General features: G+C 69.3%; 14 protein-coding genes. 10 read left to right on the top strand and 4 right to left on the bottom strand.

What is annotated here, in order from left to right; translation table 11 throughout:
- Window positions 1–48: 48 nt before the first annotated feature.
- On the top strand, window positions 49–1,986 hold the full coding sequence (locus tag IEY81_RS05430; protein ID WP_189117442.1) for a glycosyltransferase: 1,938 nt from the start codon (window positions 49–51) through the stop codon (window positions 1,984–1,986).
- Window positions 1,987–2,019: 33 nt separating this feature from the next.
- Here IEY81_RS05430 and IEY81_RS05425 read toward each other — a convergent pair whose 3' ends face one another.
- Genes IEY81_RS05425 through IEY81_RS05415 form a run of 3 tightly spaced genes read right to left on the bottom strand, consistent with a single transcriptional unit; the run spans window position 2,020 to window position 6,147 of the window.
- Window positions 2,020–3,588: a class I SAM-dependent methyltransferase gene (locus IEY81_RS05425; protein WP_189117441.1), complete on the bottom strand. Its 1,569-nt coding sequence runs from the start codon at window positions 3,586–3,588 to the stop codon at window positions 2,020–2,022.
- Between the two features lie 9 nt (window positions 3,589–3,597).
- Window positions 3,598–4,728 (bottom strand): acyltransferase family protein, encoded by a 1,131-nt coding sequence (locus tag IEY81_RS05420; protein WP_189117440.1) that lies wholly within the window; start codon window positions 4,726–4,728, stop codon window positions 3,598–3,600.
- A 3-nt stretch (window positions 4,729–4,731) separates the two neighbouring features.
- Window positions 4,732–6,147, bottom strand: a complete 1,416-nt coding sequence (locus tag IEY81_RS05415) for a bifunctional cytidylyltransferase/SDR family oxidoreductase (protein WP_229787374.1) — start codon at window positions 6,145–6,147, stop codon at window positions 4,732–4,734.
- Between the two features lie 304 nt (window positions 6,148–6,451).
- Here IEY81_RS05415 and IEY81_RS05410 point away from each other — a divergent pair, with 304 nt between their 5' ends.
- The 8 genes from IEY81_RS05410 to IEY81_RS05375 all read left to right on the top strand — a co-directional run bounded on the left by IEY81_RS05410 (window position 6,452) and on the right by IEY81_RS05375 (window position 15,387).
- Window positions 6,452–7,405, top strand: coding sequence for a Rossmann-like and DUF2520 domain-containing protein (locus IEY81_RS05410; protein WP_189117438.1), 954 nt, complete (start codon window positions 6,452–6,454; stop codon window positions 7,403–7,405).
- A complete protein-coding gene (panC, locus tag IEY81_RS05405) occupies window positions 7,405–8,289 on the top strand; it encodes a pantoate--beta-alanine ligase (protein ID WP_189117437.1) in 885 nt (294 codons plus the stop codon). Before IEY81_RS05410 ends, panC begins: the two co-directional genes overlap by 1 nt.
- Window positions 8,286–8,711 (top strand): aspartate 1-decarboxylase, encoded by a 426-nt coding sequence (panD, locus tag IEY81_RS05400; protein ID WP_229787373.1) that lies wholly within the window; start codon window positions 8,286–8,288, stop codon window positions 8,709–8,711. The genes panC and panD overlap by 4 nt, the downstream gene beginning before the upstream one ends.
- 9 nt (window positions 8,712–8,720) lie before the next feature.
- Window positions 8,721–10,418, top strand: coding sequence for an L-aspartate oxidase (locus IEY81_RS05395; RefSeq protein WP_189117436.1), 1,698 nt, complete (start codon window positions 8,721–8,723; stop codon window positions 10,416–10,418).
- Window positions 10,418–11,347, top strand: a complete 930-nt coding sequence (gene nadC / locus IEY81_RS05390; protein WP_189117435.1) for a carboxylating nicotinate-nucleotide diphosphorylase — start codon at window positions 10,418–10,420, stop codon at window positions 11,345–11,347. The genes IEY81_RS05395 and nadC overlap by 1 nt, the downstream gene beginning before the upstream one ends.
- Window positions 11,348–11,358: 11 nt before the next feature.
- A complete protein-coding gene (locus IEY81_RS05385) occupies window positions 11,359–12,141 on the top strand; it encodes a type III pantothenate kinase (protein WP_189117434.1) in 783 nt (260 codons plus the stop codon).
- A gap of 123 nt (window positions 12,142–12,264) precedes the next feature.
- On the top strand, window positions 12,265–12,588 hold the full coding sequence (locus tag IEY81_RS05380) for a histone-like nucleoid-structuring protein Lsr2 (RefSeq protein WP_189117433.1): 324 nt from the start codon (window positions 12,265–12,267) through the stop codon (window positions 12,586–12,588).
- Window positions 12,589–12,825: 237 nt separating this feature from the next.
- The gene (locus IEY81_RS05375) at window positions 12,826–15,387 is read left to right on the top strand and encodes an ATP-dependent Clp protease ATP-binding subunit (protein WP_189117432.1); all 2,562 of its coding nucleotides are present in this window, start codon (window positions 12,826–12,828) and stop codon (window positions 15,385–15,387) included.
- Between the two features lie 121 nt (window positions 15,388–15,508).
- Here IEY81_RS05375 and IEY81_RS05370 read toward each other — a convergent pair whose 3' ends face one another.
- Window positions 15,509–16,375: an HhH-GPD family protein gene (locus IEY81_RS05370; protein ID WP_189117431.1), complete on the bottom strand. Its 867-nt coding sequence runs from the start codon at window positions 16,373–16,375 to the stop codon at window positions 15,509–15,511.
- A gap of 79 nt (window positions 16,376–16,454) precedes the next feature.
- On the opposite strand from IEY81_RS05370, the gene IEY81_RS05365 reads away from it, so the two are divergent.
- Window positions 16,455–17,198 carry a hypothetical protein gene (locus IEY81_RS05365; RefSeq protein ID WP_189117430.1) on the top strand — a complete coding sequence of 248 codons (744 nt, stop codon included), beginning with the start codon at window positions 16,455–16,457 and terminating at the stop codon, window positions 17,196–17,198.
- Window positions 17,199–17,247 lie beyond the last annotated feature (49 nt).

The raw sequence follows: 17,247 nt of genomic DNA, 5'->3' as shown, positions 1-17,247 counted from the left end.
CTGCCCGAAGAATCGGCAATCCCCAAAGACGCCGACTAATCTCTGCGCATGCCGATCCCCAACCCCCACGAGCAGGTCGCGCTTCCCGAGGGCCGCTACCTGACGATGTGCAACGAGATCGCGACCAAGTTCGGTGGCCAGACCCGCGCGATGATCATGCGCAACCGCCTGATCACCCAGAACACCGGGATCCCGACCACCCTGCTGACCACCGAGTCGAAGCCCGTCTACGACGAGGTGCGCCAGGTCCTGCGCGACTCGGGTCAGCTCGTCGACGGCATGGAGCTGCTCAACCTCTACGAGTGGTACCGCGAGCACCCCGTGACGGATGAGCCGGACGAGTCGGTCGCCGGCATGGACGGCCGGCTGGGTGAGGTCGCCGGCACGACCACCCAGGACGTGCTCCACCCCGACGGCACCGTCTACTACACGGCCCACTCGCAGTCCGGGAAGGACTGGGCGCGCGACTACCGCCGCCCCGACGGCTCGGTCTACCTGCGGGCGCCGGGCCCGGGTGCCCCGGCCGCGTCCCGGGTCCCCTACATCCTCACCGACGCCGAGGGTCGCCCGGTCCGCTCGTGGGAGCGCGTGGGCGGCTGGCTGTGGCACTGGTTCGAGCAGCTCGTGGGCGACGCCGAGCGGGTCTTCTTCGTGACCGACTCCCGGTTCGCGCTGCGCGACGTCATGCCGCGCCAGGACGACCGCTTCTACTTCCTCCACCTCATGCATAACAACCACGTGGTGAAGGAGCGGCGCTGGAACTCCCAGCTCTCGGGCAAGTACGCCCCGCTGCTGGACAACATCCACGAGTACGACGCGCTCGTGAACCTGACCCACCGTCAGTCCGAGCACATCGCGATGCGCTACGGCGCCACCTCGCACCGGTTCGTCGTTCCCAACCCGGTCGAGCTGCCCGAGCTCCCGGAGACGATGCCCGAGCGTGAGCCGGCCACCTTCGTCACCGTCGCCCGGCTCGAGCCGCAGAAGCGGCTCGAGCACGCCATCAAGGCGTTCGCGAAGGTCGTCGAGAAGCGACCCGAGGCCAAGTTCCAGATCTACGGCGACGGCAAGCTCTACAAGTCGCTCGCCGACCTGATCGAGACCCTCGACGTCGGCAAGAACGTCCAGCTGATGGGTCACAACCCGAAGGCCAAGGAAGCCCTGCTGCACGCCACCGGCTTCATCATGACCAGCGTCAACGAGGGCTACCCGCTGGCGACCCTCGAGTCGCTCTCCTACGGCTGCCCGGTGATCAGCTACGACATCAACTACGGCCCGCGCGAGCAGATCAGCGACGGTGTCGACGGCTACATCGTCGAGGCCGAGGACATCGACGCGGTCGCCGAGCGCTGCATCCGGATGATCGACGCGCCCGAGAAGGTCGCGGAGATGTCCCGCAAGGCTCTGGAGAAGGCCGAGAAGCACACCTGGCGCGCCTTCCTCGAGGACTGGAAGGTCGCCTTCGAGGGCGCCGTCGCCCAGCGTCCGGGCCGCATCGAGAAGGCCCAGGCCCGGCTCGACGTCCACGCCCTCGGCTGGGCGCGCCCGATGCCCGAGGGCGTCGCCACCCGGCTGCCCGGCCCGGCCGGCCGCCTGGGTCGCACCCAGGCGAGCTCTGCCGCCTTCCGCGACTCTCGTACGCTCCGCTTCGACGCCCTGCTGACCGTGACCGGCGAGTGGCCGAAGGGCGTGATGGCCGACCGGATCGTCACCCTCGACGCCGTCTGCAACGAGACCGGCGAGGTCGCCTCGCTGCCGCTCGACGTCACCCCCGAGGGTCGCGGCGAGTTCCGGCTCGCCTCCCGTTTCGACCTGGCCGAGATCTTCGAGCAGTTCTCCGAGGACTCCCGCAACCTGGACCTGCGGCTGCGGTTCACCGTCCACAACTGGAGCTGGCAGACCAAGCTCGGCCGGCCCCGCCACGTGCGCCCCAACTTCGAGGTGTCGTTCGGGCCGAACGACGTGCTCCACCTGCAGCGACGCTGAGGGTGCCGCTGAGGTGCAGCTGACCGGCTGGGGTCAGGCGGAGGCCGTACGTACGACGTGCAGCTTCATCCGCCGCTCCAGCCGGTAGCCGGGGCGGTCCCGGAAGTACTCGTCGACCGCGTCGCGGCAGCCGCTGTAGTGGAAGTAGTCGTCGAGCACGATCCGTCCCCCGACGACCAGGTGAGGAGCGATCCGCTCCAGGCAGGTCCGCGTCGACTCGTGCCAGTCGCCGTCAAGGTGGGCGAAGGCCACCGGCCCGTCGATCTCGAGGGTGTCCTGGAAGAGCCCCTGGATCAGCTGGACGTTGTGCTCGGCCGGGACGACCCCGTGGCGCTCGAACGAGTCGCGCACCTCGTCGTAGAGGTTGTCGCGGTAGCCGTAGTAGGTCTCGCCGGCGATCCCCTTCGAGGTGCCGCTGACGATCTTCCGGTAGCGCTGGTGCACGTCCTCGCCGTCCCGCTCGGACGGCTCCGGGATCATCCCGAAGACGTCGTAGACCCGCATCGGTCGCTTGGGGTCCTTCGCCGCCGCCATCACGATCGCGGAGCCGCCGAGCGCGGTGCCGGTCTCGATGATCAGCCCCGGCCTGCCCTGCAGATCGGCATCGAGCACCTGGCGGGCGAGCACCTCCAGGTTCTCGGGCTTGAGATAGGTCAGGTGCTCGGCACGTACGCCGTCGACGACCGTGTGCACTCTGGCGGGCAGCTCGAGGTCGGCAAGCGGGTCGCGTACGGACTCCCGGGTGCGGATCGTCTCGGACCGCAGCCGGGCCAGCTCCGCCTCGAGCTCGGCCCTGGTCGGGGGTGCGGCCGTGGGTGTCGCAGCCTTCGCAGGCTGCGACGAGGGCGGTGAGCTGCTCCCGTCGGGCTTGCGTGCCACCACGACGTAGTTCTTCGGCATCCCGCGCTCGAGCCGGGCACCGGAGACCTCCAGCCGCGCGTAGAAACGGCTGAGGTGGAGGGCGATCCGCCGGTGGAGGAGCACGACCGGGGCGACGTAGGCGAGCCGCCAGCGCAGGCCGCGCCCGCGCAGCTCGGCGAGGCTCTCGGGCAGGTGCTTCGCCATCATCTGATGGTTGTAGGCGACCGTGCCGAAGTAGCCCTCGAGCCAGTTCAGCCGGGCGATCTCGAAGCCGGCGTCCTCGAACATCTTCCGCAGCGCGAACTGCGTGTAGCGGAAGAAGTCGTAGGGCTTCTGGTGCTCGGCGAAGAAGAGCGGCGCGGAGAGGAAGATGCGGCCGCCGGGCTTGAGCACACGGAAGAGCTCCGCGATCGCCTTCTCCGGCTCGGAGACGTGCTCGAGCACCTGGTTGCAGATCACCCGGTCGAAGGTCGCGTCCTCGACCGGGATGTCGGTGATGTCGCAGACGTAGTCCAGCGGCGCGTACGCGGTGCTCAGCTGGGCGAAGTCGGCGGCCTCGTAGCGCGCGTGCTTGAAGAGGTTGCGGTAGGGAGACTTGCCCGCGCCGGCGTCGAGGACACGCATGCCGCGCTTGGTGCCTCGGGCGAAACGGACCATCTCCCGGCGCAGACGCACACGGGACGGGTTGATGCGCCGGCGCGGGACCTTCTTACCGCGGTCCTGCCGACCACGTGTCAGCATGCACCGACATTAACGCCCCGTGACGGATGTCTCCCGCAATCCACGAAGGACGGCGTCGCGCACCGGGTCGTGGAGGCGACGCTCGATCAGGTAGTGGAGCGCGATGGCCAGCACGAGAGCGGTCGAGACGGCGGCGGCCAGCACGACGTACTCGTCGAAGCGGCCGTGGAAGACGTCGATGATCCAGAACGCGAACTGGGCGTGCACCAGGTAGAGCGGGTAGGTCAGCGCGCCGAGGGTCGACAGGAAGCGCGCCTCCACCCGGCCCAGCGGACCGGCCGAGACCAGCCAGACGAGCGCAGCGAACGCCAGGATCGCCAGGCCGGTCACCACCGGCGAGACGGGGGCGCCGACGAGCTCGGTCGCCCGGTCGGCGTACGCGGTCGCCTGCCGGATCCCGAGGATCACGTTGTAGCCGACCGCGAGCCAGGCGACGAACGAGTTGCCGAACCGGTAGATGAGGAAGAGCGCCATGCCCATCGCGAAGAACGGCGCGTACTCGGCGAAGAGCAGCGAGTTGAGCACTCCGGAGTCGGTCGTGCGCGCGATCTGGGCGAGCAGCGGCCACAGGAAGACCATCGCGATGACCCGCTGCTTGGTGATCCCGACCAGCAGGAAGACGCCGATGAGCAGGTAGAACTTGAGCTCGATCCAGAGGGTCCAGAACGCTCCCTGGGCGCTGAGCACGTTCCAGGCGTCCTGGGTCATGGTCAGGTTGATCAGACCGCCGACGAACCCCTGGTCACGCCCGCCCTTCCAGAAGGCCTGCAGCACCAGCGTGATCACGACGGCGACCCAGTAGGCCGGGAAGAGCCGCGCGATGCGGGACGCGGCGAAGCCGGGCAGGTCACGCCCCCAGGCGGTCATCAGGATGACGAAGCCGCTGATGATGAAGAAGAGCTCGACGCCGAGGTAGCCGTAGCGGGTGACGTGGTTGAGCGTCGGGAAGACCTCGCGGGGCGCGACGCCCCAGTAGGAGGTCGCGATGCCGGTCAGGTGGTAGCCGACGACGACCGCCGCCGCGATGAACCGGAGCGCGTCGAGCGCACCGAGCCGCGGGCGGCGGGCGGCCTTCTTGGGTGCGGGCGGCGGCGCGGCGGTCGGGGCCGCGTCCGCAGGAGCGGTCGGAGTGCTCGTCATGGGTCAGTTCCCCGCCGCGGCGTCCAGGGCCTCTTGGATCGGGTCGATGCGGCGCAGGTCGATGACGTGGCCGGTGCTCGAGGCGATCAGGGTGTCCAGCGACGCGCGCGCGACCGCCTTCGACTCCAGCAGCGTGTGGGACGGCTCCTGGCCGAATGCCTTGGTGCGCATCGGGGTGGCGGTGCGCTCGGGGTTGATCGCGTTGACGCGTACGCCCTCCTCGGCCCACTCGTCGGCGAGGGCCTGGGTCAGGTTGACCGTGGCCGCCTTGGCCGAGGAGTAGAGCGCGTAGCCGCGGCGGCCGCGGGTGTAGGAGCTGGAGGTGAAGAAGAGCAGCGAGCCCTTCGCACGGGCGAGGTAGGGGTAGAACTCCTGGGCGATCAGCACCGGCGCGATGTAGTTGATCTCGGTCGCGGTGTAGATCGTCTCCTCGGAGACGGTGGCGAGGTCGCCGCGCGGCAGCACGCCGGCGGTGTTGACCACGAAGTCGATGGAGCCGAAGCGCTTGCCGGCGTCGGCCGCCGCGGCGACGATGTCGGCACGCTTGGCGACGTCGGTGTGGGTGGCCGAGCGGCTGTAGGAGGCGACGTTGGCGCCGTAGGACTCGGCCAGCTCCGCGATGTCGGCGCCGATCCCGTAGCTGCCGCCGAAGACGACCATGTTCTTGCCCTCGAGAGCGGCGCGGTAGTCGTCCTCGGACTTCTGCGGGAACTGCTGGTGGGCGGTGAGCTGGAAGAGCTTGTCGGCGATGTAGACGTCGATCGGCTCGGTGACCTTCATGTTGCGCTCGTGACCGTTGACCACCCAGATCTTGGTCTCGGGGAGGTACTTGAGCACGACGCTGCAGTCGTCGGTCGCCCGGAAGTCGGGGTCCTGGTCGGCGATCTCGTAGGCCCGCTTCAGGGTCGAGGCGAGGAAGGCCTGCGGCGTCTGGCCGCGGCGCAGCCGCGAGCGGTCCGGGATCTGCGAGATCGTGTTGTCGTCGTTGAGCTCGATGATCGTGTCCGCCGAGGGGATGGCCACGTCGACGGCCTGGTAGGTCACCAGCGCCTTGAAGCAGTCGGTGATCACCTCTTCGCTGAGCAGCGGACGTACGGCGTCGTGGAGGAGCACGTTGCAGTCGGCGTCCTCGGGGAGGGCGGCCAGCGCGCGCTTGGTCGTCTCGTTGCGGGTCTCGGCGCCCTCGAGGATCTGGGTGACCTTCGGGTAGCGGCCGTCGCGGGTCATCGCGTGCACGGCGTCGAGGTGACCCGGCGCCATCAGGATGATGATCTCGTCGATCTCCGGGTGACGGTTGAGCACACCGAGGGTGTGCTCCATGATCGGCATCCCTGCGATCTTGATGAGCTGCTTCGGGATGTCGAGGCCCACACGGGAGCCCACACCGCCGGCAAGCAGCACGGCTACGTTACGGAGCACTGAACTCTGACCCTTTGGTAGATGACGAGGAGGGCTGGATTCTTCCACGTTCATCAGTATCGACTCCAATGCCGGGTGCGATGTGATACCGGGCCGTGGGTCCGTCGTGTGGTCCCGATGGACGACGCGGCTGGTGTGATCGCAGTCACGCGATCGTGATGTTTCGGAAGAGTGAACGGCGGCGTACCGTTGTTTCGGCTCGGTCACAGTGGCTGAGCGCACGCAGGCACAACGTCTGGTACCCATCCCGGCTCCGCTCACACGGGGGAGTGGTCGGAGGGACTGGAACGAAAGGTCTACCACCATGAACCACCCGCTCAGGGTGGGCGTCGTCGGCGCTGGTCGCGTCGGGGCCGTCCTCGCAGCCGCGCTGCGCAACCCCACCATCGCCTCGGGCGCCGCTTCGGCCGGTGGCCACACGATCGTCTCCGTCGCAGGCGAGTCCGACGCCTCTCGCGCACGCATCGCCTCGCTCCTCCCGGGTGTCCCGGTCGAGAAGCCGACCGCGGTGGCGAGATCCTGCGACCTGCTGCTCCTCACCGTCCCCGACGACATGCTCGGCAACGTCGTGCAGACGATGACCGACGCCGGCGCCATCCGCCCCGGGATGTACGTCGCGCACACCTCCGGCCGCCACGGCCTGGCGATCCTCGAGCCGGCCGCCGCGATCGGCGCGCACGTGATGGCCATCCATCCGGCGATGACCTTCTCCGGCACCGCGGTCGACCTCGGCCGGCTCTCCGGCTGCGTCTTCGGCCTGACCGCCGCCACCGCGGCCGACCGGGCGTTCGCCGAGGCGCTCGTCGGCGACCTCGGTGGCAAGCCGATGTGGGTGCCCGAGGAGATGCGCACGCTCTACCACGCCGGGCTCGCCCACGGTGCGAACCACCTGGTCACCCTGGTCACCGAGGCGATGGAGATCCTCTCCGCCGCGGGCGCCACCGACCCCGCCGGCACGCTGCGCCCGCTGCTGACCGCCGCCCTCGACAACGCCCTCGACCACGGCGACGCGGCCCTCACCGGCCCGATCGTCCGCGGCGACGCCGGCACCGTCGCGGCCCACCTCGACGACATCCGCGTCAACGCGCCGCAGACGCTGGCCTCGTACGTCTCGATGGCGCGCGCCACCCTCGACCGGGCCGTCTCCGACGGCCGCCTGCTGCCCATCCGCGCGCTCAAGATCAAGAAGCTGCTCGACGACGCCGACCGCGCCGCCGTGCAGCCGCTGCCGCGCCCGCTGCACACCTGGAACCCGTGATGACCCAGTTGGCTTCGACTCGCGAGGAGCTCGCGAAGCTGCTCGCTCCTGCCCGCCGCGACGGCGCCGTGGTCGGCTTCGTGCCCACCATGGGCGCGCTCCACGAGGGCCACGCGTCGCTGATGCGCGTCGCTCGTGAACGGGTCGGCGGCGGACCCGTCGTGGTCTCGATCTTCGTCAACCCGCTGCAGTTCGGCGCGGGCGAGGACCTCGACCGCTACCCGCGCACCCTCGAGGCCGACCTGGAGGTCTGCGAGCGCGAGGGCGTGGACGTCGTCTTCGCGCCGTCGGTCGACGAGGTCTACCCGGGTGGGGTCTCGACAGGCTCGACCAGCGAGGACGTCACCGTCGCTCCCGGCCCGCTGGCCGAGGTGCTCGAGGGCAAGACCCGTCCGGGCCACTTCGGGGGCGTGCTCACCGTCGTCGCGAAGCTGTTCGGCCTGGTCCGGCCCGATGTCGCCGTCTTCGGCGAGAAGGACTACCAGCAGCTCGCCCTGATCCGTCGGATGTCCTCCGACCTGTGCCTCGGGGTCGACGTCGTCGGCGCGCCCACGCAGCGCGAGCCGGACGGCCTGGCCCTCTCCTCCCGCAACCGCTATCTCACGCCCGACCAGCGCGCGGAGGCCACCACGCTGTCGCAGGCGCTCTACGCCGCGCAGCGCGAGGCCGAGCACGGCGTCGAGGCCGCGCTCCAGGCGGCGCGCGCCGAGCTGCGCCGCGGCAAGGACGTCGACCTCGACTACCTCGTGGTCACCGACCCCGCGCTGGGCGACCTGCCCGCCAACCCGGAGCCGGGCACCGACGCCCGGATCCTCGTCGCCGCCCGTGTCGGCACCACTCGACTCATCGACAACATGAGCCTCACGATCGGAGCACCCCGATGACCCGTCTGCGCACCATGATGACCGGCAAGATCCACCGCGCCACGGTCACCCAGGCAGACCTCCACTACGTCGGCTCGGTGACCGTCGACGCCGACCTCCTCGACGCCGCGGACATCCTCCCCGGCGAGCTGGTCTCCATCGTCGACATCACCAACGGTGCCCGCCTGGAGACCTACACGATCGCGGGCGAGCGCGGCAGCGGCGTGCTCGGCATCAACGGCGCCGCCGCCCACCTGGTCCACCCCGGCGACCTGGTCATCCTGATCGCGTACGCGCAGATGACCACCGAGGAGGCCAAGGCGTTCGAGCCGCACGTCGTGCACGTCGACGCCGACAACCACATCATCGCGCTCGGCTCCGACAGGAGCGAGCCGGTCCCGGGGACCGACCAGATGCGTGGACCGCTCGTTCTCACGCAGTAGCGTGCCGCTATGAACATGCAGCTGCTCTCCGCCCGCGATCCGGGCTGGACCGAGTGGGCGGACGTGATCGTGGTGGGCTCGGGGATCGCCGGGCTGACCGCGGCGCTACGGCTGAAGGACCAGGTCGAGCGGGTCGCCGTCGTGACCAAGGACGTGCTCCAGGCCGGCTCGACACAGTGGGCGCAGGGCGGCATCGCGGCCGCGCTCGGCGAGGGGGACACCCCCGACCAGCACGAGGTAGACACCCTCGTGGCGGGCGCCGGAGCGTGCGACCTGGAGGCCGTACGCGTCCTGGTCGGCGAGGGTGCCGAGGCGGTGCGCGAGCTGATCGCTTGGGGCGCGGAGTTCGACAAGGACCCTGCCGGCAACCTGTCGCTGACCCGCGAGGGCGGCCACCGCCGTGACCGGATCGCGCACGCCGACGGCGACGCGACCGGCGCGGAGATCCAGCGGGCGCTGATGGAAGCCGTCCGGCGTGCACCGGAGATCATGGTCTTCGAGCACGCGATGGTCGTCGACCTGCTGACCGCCGCCGACGGCGGTGTGGCCGGCCTGACCATCCACGTGATGGGGGAGGGCGACGCCGACGGCGTCGGGATCGTACGTACCCGGGCGGTCGTGCTCGCCTCCGGCGGCCTCGGCCAGGTCTTCTCGCAGACCACCAACCCGGCGGTCGCGACCGCCGACGGGATGGCGATCGCGTTGCGCGCCGGGGCGACGCTGCGCGACCTCGAGTTCGTGCAGTTCCACCCCACGGTGATGTATCTCGGCGAGGACTCCCGCGGCCAGCAGCCGCTGATCTCCGAGGCCGTACGCGGCGAGGGCGCCTTCCTGGTCGACTGGGACGGCAACCGGCTCATGGAGGGTGTGCACGAGCTCGGCGACCTCGCTCCGCGCGACATCGTCTCCAAGGCGATCATGAAGCGGATGCTCGATACCGGGCGGACGAACATGTGGCTCGACGCGCGTCACCTGGGCGGTGCGCAGGAGACGTCGGCCGCCTTCTGGGAGCGCCGTTTCCCCAACATCCTCGCCTCGCTCCGCTCCCACGGCGTCGAGCCGTCCGTGGACCTGATCCCCGTCGCTCCGGCCTGCCACTACGCCTCGGGTGGCGTGCGCACCGACCTGTGGGGTCGCAGCGACGTACCCGGCCTCTACGCCACCGGAGAGGTCGCCTGCAGCGGCGTCCACGGCGCCAACCGGCTGGCCTCCAACTCGCTGCTCGAGGGGCTGGTCTTCTCGCGCCGGATCGCCGAGGTCCTGCCCGGCGAGCTGCGCCAGCTGGAGGACCCGGCCCCGGGTGCCGCCACCGGCCGCGCCCTCGTGCCCGGCAGCGCGCTCAAGACGCTGCAGGAGACGATGACGACCAAGGTCGGCGTGCTGCGCAACGCGACCGGACTCGCCGAGGCGGTCGAGACGCTCGAGCAGCTCGGCCGGACCCCGGCGACCGAGATCGACCCGGCCGCCTGGGAGGCGACCAACCTGCTGACCGTCTCGCTCGCGCTCGCCAAGTCTGCGCTGCTGCGCGAGGAGACCCGCGGGTCCCACTGGCGCGAGGACTTCGCCGAGCGCGACGACGCCGGTTTCGCCGGCCATTTCGACGTGCGGCTCCGGGACGGCGAGACTGTCGCCACGTTCACCCCGGGTGCTGCGACCGACCCGTCCCAGACCCCGATCCAGAACCCGACAACCCTGGCAGGAGCCTGATGACCATCCGACGCGTGCCCTTCGACGAGATCCCGCAGTCTCTGCGTGACGAGCTGACCCAGGCGGGTCTGGACGCCGGCGAGGTCTACGACGCCGTAGAGCTCGCTCTCGACGAGGACCTGCCCATGGTGGCTCCTGGCGAGATGCCCAGCGAGGACGTCACCTCGGTCGCGACGATCGCCCCCGACTCCACCGGCGTCGGCGTCTTCGCCGCCCGGGAGGACGGCGTGGTGGCCGGCCTCGGCGTGGCCGAGCTCGTCTTCGCGTACGTCATGGGCGACTCGGTCGAGGTCACCGACCGTGTCCGGGACGGCTCCAAGGTCAAGGCGGGCGACATCATCATGCGCATCGCCGGGTCGACCCGCGGTCTGCTGACCGCGGAGCGTACTGCTCTCAACTACGCCTCCCACCTCTCCGGTGTCGCCACCGGGGTCGCGGCCTGGACCGAGGAGCTGGAAGGCACCGGCGCGCAGGTGCTCGACACCCGCAAGACGCTGCCGGGCTTCCGGGCGCTGGAGAAGTACGCGGTGCGCTGCGGCGGCGGTGCCAACCACCGGATGGCGCTCTCCGACATGGCGCTGGTCAAGGACAACCACATCGTCGCCGCCGGCGGCGCCGTGCAGGCCTACGAAGCCGTGAAGTTCGCCTACCCCGACGTGCCGATCGAGGTCGAGGTGACCACGCTGGAGGAGCTCTCCGCGCTGCTCGACGCGGGCTGCGGCCGGATCATGCTCGACAACATGTCCACCGCGATGATGAAGGAGGCCGTCGCGATCACCGCCGGTCGCGCGGTGCTCGAGGCCTCCGGCGGGCTTACCCTCGACCGCGCCCGCGAGGTCGCCGAGACCGGCGTCGACTACCTCTCCGTCGGCGCCCTCACCCACTCGGTGAAGGTCTTCGACATCGGCTTCGACCTGTCCGAGGGCTGAGGCGTCCCGCCATGTCCCTGCTCGCTGTCAACATCGGCAACAGCCACACCGTCCTGGGGCTGATCGCCGACGGCGTCGTGTCCGCGGACTGGCGGGTCTCCACCCTGGAGCACCGCACCGCCGACGAGTGGTGGGCGCTGCTGCGCGGCACCCTCGGTGACCCGTTGGTGGCGAGCGTGGACGGCGTGGTCGTGTGCGCGACCGTGCCCTCGGTGCTGCACGAGTGGCGCGAGATGATCGGCCGCCACCTGGCGTCGGTCGCGTGCGTGGTGGTCGAGCCGGGCGTACGCTCCGGCATCCCGATCCTCATGGACAACCCGCGCGAGGTCGGCACCGACCGCATCGCCAACGCGGTCGCGGCCGTGGCCCTCCACGGCGGGCCCGCGATCGTGGTCGACTTCCGCGGCACCGCGACGACCTTCGACGTGGTCAACCCTGCAGGACAGTACGTCGGCGGCGCGATCCTGCCGGGGATCGAGCTGTCGCTCGAGGCGCTGGGCCGCCGGGGCGCGCAGCTGCGCAAGGTCGAGCTCGCCCGGCCGCGGTCGGTGATCGCCAAGAACACCGTCGAGGCGCTCCAGTCGGGGATGGTCTTCGGGGTCGCCGCACAGGTCGAGGGACTGGTCGCCCGGATCATCGCCGAGCTCGGTGTGTCCGCCGATGATGTGACGGTGATAGCGACCGGCTATCTGGCCGAGTTCGTGGTGGGAGAGTGCAAATGCTTCTCCGCGTATTCACCAGGACTCACGATGCAAGGCCTCGAACTGATATTCCAGAGAAACGCTATTCGTTAACGCCTTTCAGTATGGCGATCTGTTGATCCGACCTGCTCGTATGTAATGCTATGGGCGTCTCATTTTCGGAGATGGCTATATTCGGCCCCTTTTCGGGTGAAGAAGAGCAGTGAAGGTAGGAACATGGCAAAGAAGGTTCAGATCATCCTCGAGGATGACATCGACGGCTCGGAAGCTGCTGAGACGGTGTCTTTTGCCCTGGACGGCACCTCCTACGAGATTGATCTCAGCGAAGCCAATGCGGCAAAGCTGCGTGATTCTCTCGCGCTCTTCATCGGTCACGCCCAGAAGGTGAGCGGTCGCCGGAGCGGCGCGAAGAAAGCCGCCGCCGCCGGTGGAACGACGCCGAAGGTCATGCGCGAGTGGGGAAAGGCCAACGGTTACTCCGTTCCCGACCGTGGTCGTATTCCGGCGGACGTCCGGGCCGCTTTCGAGGCGGCTCACTGACCCGTCGGTCTGGACGCAGCGACGACCGGCTGCCGTGTCCTGCGGGGCGCGGCAGCCGCCTTCGTGTGAGGGGTGCTGCCCGGCGTACGGCACGCCGTGTTCGCTCTCAGCGCACGGATCGCGATGTGTTGTCGGGAACGCGTAGGCTGTCTGTGGGGTTGTTTCCCGGTGAGACCGCCCAGCCGGAGCAGTCCGGTGGGCGCCTGCGCCCCAGATTCTTATAGGAGAGATGCGTACATGTTCGAGCGGTTCACTGACCGAGCCCGCCGGGTGGTCGTGCTGGCCCAGGAAGAGGCCCGCATGCTCTCCCACAACTACATCGGGACCGAGCACATCCTGCTCGGCCTGATCCACGAGGGCGAGGGCGTCGCAGCCAAGGCCCTCGAGTCCCTCGACATCTCGCTCGAGGCGGTGCGCAACCAGGTCGAGGAGATCATCGGCCAGGGTCAGCAGGCGCCGTCCGGGCACATCCCGTTCACGCCGCGCGCCAAGAAGGTGCTCGAGCTGTCCCTGCGCGAGGCGCTGCAGCTCGGCCACTCCTACATCGGCACCGAGCACATCCTGCTCGGCCTGATCCGGGAGGGCGAGGGCGTTGCCGCCCAGGTGCTGCAGAAGCTCGGCGCCGACCTCAACCGGGTCCGCCAGCAGGTCATCCAGCTGCTCTCCGGCTTCCAGGGCAAGGAGGGCCAGACCGGCACCTCCGGCGCCACCGCGTCGACCGGCACCAGCTCGACCGAGGCTCCTTCCTCCAGCCTCGTGCTCGACCAGTTCGGCCGCAACCTGACCCAGGACGCCCGCGAGGGCAAGCTCGACCCGATCATCGGTCGCGAGGGTCAGATCGAGCGCGTCATGCAGGTGCTCTCGCGGCGCACCAAGAACAACCCGGTCCTGATCGGTGAGCCCGGCGTCGGCAAGACGTCGATCGTCGAGGGGCTGGCCCAGGACATCGTCAAGGGCAACGTGCCCGAGACGCTCAAGGACAAGCAGATCTACACGCTCGACCTGGGTGCGCTCGTGGCCGGCTCGCGCTACCGCGGTGACTTCGAGGAGCGCCTCAAGAAGGTGCTCAAGGAGATCAAGACCCGCGGCGACATCGTGCTGTTCATCGACGAGATCCACACCCTCGTCGGTGCCGGTGCGGCCGAGGGCGCCATCGACGCGGCCTCGATCCTCAAGCCGATGCTGGCGCGGGGCGAGCTGCAGACCATCGGTGCGACCACCCTGGACGAATACCGCAAATACCTGGAGAAGGACGCCGCTCTCGAGCGCCGCTTCCAGCCGATCCAGGTGCCGGAGCCGTCCATCGCGGTCGCGATCGAGATGCTCAAGGGCATCCGTGACCGCTACGAGGCTCACCACCGGGTGACGATCACCGACGAGGCGCTGGTCTCCGCGGTGACCCTCGCCGACCGTTACATCTCCGACCGGTTCCTGCCGGACAAGGCGATCGACCTGATCGACGAGGCCGGCTCGCGCCTGCGCATCCGCCGGATGACGGCCCCCGCCGACCTGCGGGAGTACGACGACAAGATCGCCGACGTGCGCCAGCGCAAGGAGGCCGCGATCGACGGTCAGGACTTCGAGGCCGCTGCCCGTCTGCGCGACGAGGAGAAGCAGCTCATCGCCAAGAAGGCCGAGCGTGAGAAGGCCTGGCGTGCCGGCGACATGGACGAGGTCGCCGAGGTCGACGAGGAGCTGATCGCCGAGGTTCTCGCCGTGGCGACCGGCATCCCGATCGTGCAGGTCAACGAGGAGGAGTCCCAGCGCCTGCTGCGCATGGAGGACGAGCTCCACAAGCGCGTCATCGGTCAGGACGAGGCCGTCAAGGCTCTCTCCCGCGCCATCCGACGCACCCGTGCCGGTCTGAAGGACCCGAAGCGCCCCGGCGGTTCGTTCATCTTCGCCGGTCCGTCCGGTGTCGGTAAGACGTGGCTGTCGAAGACGCTCGCCGAGTTCCTCTTCGGTGACGAGGAAGCCCTGATCCAGCTCGACATGTCGGAGTTCGGTGAGAAGCACACCGTCTCCCGCCTCTTCGGCTCGCCTCCGGGCTACGTCGGCTACGAGGAGGGCGGCCAGCTCACCGAGAAGGTGCGTCGCAAGCCGTTCTCCGTGGTCCTCTTCGACGAGGTCGAGAAGGCTCACCCGGACATCTTCAACTCGCTGCTGCAGATCCTGGAGGAAGGTCGCCTGACCGACTCCCAGGGCCGCGTCGTCGACTTCAAGAACACCGTCATCATCATGACCACCAACCTCGGCACGCGGGACATCGCGAAGTCCGTCAACCTGGGCTTCTCCCAGGCCAACGACGCCGCAGGCTCCTACGAGAAGATGAAGTCCAAGGTCTCCGACGAGCTCAAGCAGCACTTCCGTCCCGAGTTCCTCAACCGTGTCGACGAGGTCATCGTGTTCCCGCCGCTGTCGCAGGAGCAGATCATCTCGATGGTCGACAACATGATCTCGGCCGTCGAGGTCCGGCTCAAGGACCGCGACATGGGTATCGAGCTCACCACGGCCGCGAAGAAGCTGCTCGCCCAGCGTGGTTTCGACCCGGTCCTGGGTGCCCGTCCGCTGCGCCGCACGGTCCAGCGCGACATCGAGGACGTGCTCGCCGAGAAGATGCTCTACGGCGACATCGGCCCCGGCTCGATCGTCGTGGTCGACGTCGAGGGCGAGGGTCCGTCCGCGACCTTCACCTTCGAGGGTCAGAAGCGTTCCTCGATCCCCGACGTGCCTCCCCTGGAAGGCGCGACGGTGACCGATATCGAGCTCCCCGACGAGGACAAGCCCGAGAGCGAATAACGCCGAGAAGTCAGTAATCGACGCCGAGTGGTCAGAAATTCTGGCCGCTCGGCGTCGATCCTTTTGCCGTACGCCGGATTTATGACGTCTCGCCGTCGATAACTGACGTCTCGGCGGGGTGTCAGGGGAGGGCGAAGAAGTCTGGCTCTACCTCTTTGGCGAGATTGTCCTTCAGGAGTCCTTCTAGGGCGCGGCGGCGCTGGGTCTCGTCGGACCAGACGGTGTCGAGGCGGCTGCGGTGGACGGGGGCGTCGGCGTCGCGGAGTACGGCCATCAGCCGGCCCCGGCATTGGCGATCGGTGCCGGCCCAGGTCTGCACCTTGCGGGGCGGGCCGTCGTACGCGGGGTGGCCGGCGGCGCGCCAGGCGCAGAGGTCGGCGACGGGGCAGCGGGTGCAGGACGGGTTGGCCGCGGTGCAGACCAGTGCGCCGAGCTCCATCACGGCGACGGACCAGGTGGCGGCGGTGGGCTCGTCGAGGGGGAGTACGCCGGCGGCGAGCTCCCTCTCGGCCTTGTTCACCGACTGCGCGGGGAACTCGACTCCGCTGAGAGTGCGCGCGAAGACGCGACGTACGTTCGTGTCGAGGACGACGTGGCGCTTGCCGTAGGCGAAGGTCGCGATGGCGGCGGCGGTGTAGTCGCCGACGCCGGGGAGGGCGATCAGCTCGTCGTAGGAGGCCGGCACCTCACCGTCGTGCTGCTCGACGATCGCGGTGGCGGCGGCGTGCAGGCGGAGCGCACGGCGGGGATAGCCGAGACGGCCCCAGGCGCGTACTGCCTCGCCGGTCGGCTCCGCGGCCAGATCGGCCGGGGTCGGCCAGCGCTCCATCCACGCCTCGTGGATCGGCAGGACGCGGGAGACGGGGGTCTGCTGGAGCATGAACTCGCTGACCATCACCGACCACGCGGAGGCGGTCGCGGAGCGCCAGGGAAGGTCGCGGGCGTTGGCGTCGTACCAGTCCAGAACGGTGTCGTGGAGTTCGGTCACACCCAGATTGTGCCGTGCGACAGGTATTGCTCGGAGTGGCACCCCGAAACCAGGGCGCGGGGTCACTACCGTGTCGCCTATGGCCCGCGCGCGAAGGAGTGGAGGACGGCTGCCGGCTTCGGTCTACTGGCGCCGGCGGCTCGCCGTGCTTGGCATCGCTCTCCTGCTGATCGTCGGGATCGCGCGGTTCTTCTCCAACGCCTCCGACGACCCTGACGAGTCCGCTGCGACGGTCGCCGACCAGCCCACCGCGACGGTGACCGTCACCCCGACGCCCGACGCGAAGCCGTCGACGAAGGACGGCAAGGCCGGCGACTCCGGCGACAAGGGCGACGCGGGTGAGAAGAAGCCGACGAAGCCGAAGAGCAGCAAGCCGCCGGAGCCGACCGGCGAGTGCTCGCCCTCCGACATCGTGGTCGAGCCCGCTGTCGCCAACGGCTACGCCGAGGACAACGTCACCATCCCGTTGAAGCTGCGGACGGTGAAGGCCTCCGCCTGCATGTGGAAGCTCTCCTCGGACGCGCTGCAGGTGCGGATCTCGCAGAAGAGCGGCGACCTGGTCTGGTCGACCGTGGTCTGCCCGAAGGCGGTCCCGCGCAAGGAGATCGTCGTACGCCGCGACACCCCCACGACGCTCCCGCTGACCTGGTCCGGTCGCCGTGTGGTGGCCGGGGAGTGCACCGGGCACGGCCCGTGGGTGAAGCCGAACTTCTTCGTGATCGTCGCCTCCGCCCTCGGTGGCGAGCCGTCGACGGCCACGTTCGGCCTCTACAAGCCGGGCACCGCCCTGCCGCGTACCGAGCCCGACTCCCCGAAGAACTGACAGGTCGAAGCGTCAGCCCGGTCGGCCGAGACGGCACGATCGTGCCCAC

The sequence above is a fragment of the Nocardioides luteus genome, assembly GCF_014648595.1.
GTDB lineage: Bacteria > Actinomycetota > Actinomycetes > Propionibacteriales > Nocardioidaceae > Nocardioides > Nocardioides luteus.
The sequence above is the reverse complement of the archived record's forward strand: the minus strand, read 5'-3'. Positions and strand labels throughout refer to the sequence as shown.

Bases quoted from the DNA above. Each gene is read 5' to 3' on its own strand.
- IEY81_RS05375 (WP_189117432.1), top strand. From the start codon at position 12,826: ATGTTCGAGCGGTTCACTGACCGAGCCCGCCGGGTGGTCGTGCTGGCC.
- nadC (WP_189117435.1), top strand. From the start codon at position 10,418: ATGACCATCCGACGCGTGCCCTTCGACGAGATCCCGCAGTCTCTGCGT.
- IEY81_RS05420 (WP_189117440.1), bottom strand. From the start codon at position 4,728: ATGACGAGCACTCCGACCGCTCCTGCGGACGCGGCCCCGACCGCCGCG.
- IEY81_RS05380 (WP_189117433.1), top strand. From the start codon at position 12,265: ATGGCAAAGAAGGTTCAGATCATCCTCGAGGATGACATCGACGGCTCG.
- panD (WP_229787373.1), top strand. From the start codon at position 8,286: ATGACCCGTCTGCGCACCATGATGACCGGCAAGATCCACCGCGCCACG.
- IEY81_RS05410 (WP_189117438.1), top strand. From the start codon at position 6,452: ATGAACCACCCGCTCAGGGTGGGCGTCGTCGGCGCTGGTCGCGTCGGG.
- IEY81_RS05430 (WP_189117442.1), top strand. From the start codon at position 49: ATGCCGATCCCCAACCCCCACGAGCAGGTCGCGCTTCCCGAGGGCCGC.
- IEY81_RS05365 (WP_189117430.1), top strand. From the start codon at position 16,455: ATGGCCCGCGCGCGAAGGAGTGGAGGACGGCTGCCGGCTTCGGTCTAC.
- IEY81_RS05395 (WP_189117436.1), top strand. From the start codon at position 8,721: ATGAACATGCAGCTGCTCTCCGCCCGCGATCCGGGCTGGACCGAGTGG.
- IEY81_RS05385 (WP_189117434.1), top strand. From the start codon at position 11,359: ATGTCCCTGCTCGCTGTCAACATCGGCAACAGCCACACCGTCCTGGGG.
- IEY81_RS05425 (WP_189117441.1), bottom strand. From the start codon at position 3,588: ATGCTGACACGTGGTCGGCAGGACCGCGGTAAGAAGGTCCCGCGCCGG.
- panC (WP_189117437.1), top strand. From the start codon at position 7,405: ATGACCCAGTTGGCTTCGACTCGCGAGGAGCTCGCGAAGCTGCTCGCT.